Origin of the sequence: Glaesserella parasuis, from assembly GCF_002015085.1 — a bacterium.
GTDB lineage: Bacteria > Pseudomonadota > Gammaproteobacteria > Enterobacterales > Pasteurellaceae > Glaesserella > Glaesserella parasuis.
In genome coordinates, this window is sequence record NZ_MUXW01000090.1 from 1 (window position 1) to 507 (window position 507).

General features: G+C 39.4%; 1 pseudogene. It reads left to right on the plus strand.

From position 1 onward, the window contains the following. Window positions 1-507: pseudogene (locus B0183_RS11815) on the plus strand (hypothetical protein); the annotation flags it as partial.

The window sequence follows — 507 nt, forward strand, 5'->3', positions numbered from 1 at the left end:
TTATCTCATACCGCCAAACAACTCAAGCCACAAGCAAGGGTAATTTACAACGATTTTGATAATTATGCCGAGCGTTTACAACATATACCCGACATTAATCAACTACGCCAACAATTAGCTGTTGCCCTTGCTGATTGCCCCAAAGGTAAGCGGTTAGATAAGACGAAAAAATTGCAACTAATTGAGATTATTGAAGCGTTTAAGAGATATAAAGACCCACATATTCTATGTTCTTGGCTATTGTTTAGCGGTCAGCAAGTGAAGAGCATTGAGGAGTTATATACTCAAGATTTCTGGCATTGCTTACGGCAGAGTGATTATCCAAGTGCAGAGGGTTATCTTGATGGTGTAGAGATTGTTTGCGAGTCGTTTCATCAATTAGTGCCGCGTTTTTCAGGTAAAGAAAAGGTGTTACTTGTGCTTGACCCACCCTATCTTTGCACCAAGCAAGAAAGCTACAAACAGGCAACCTATTTTGATTTAATTGACTTTCTAAGGCTTATCAAC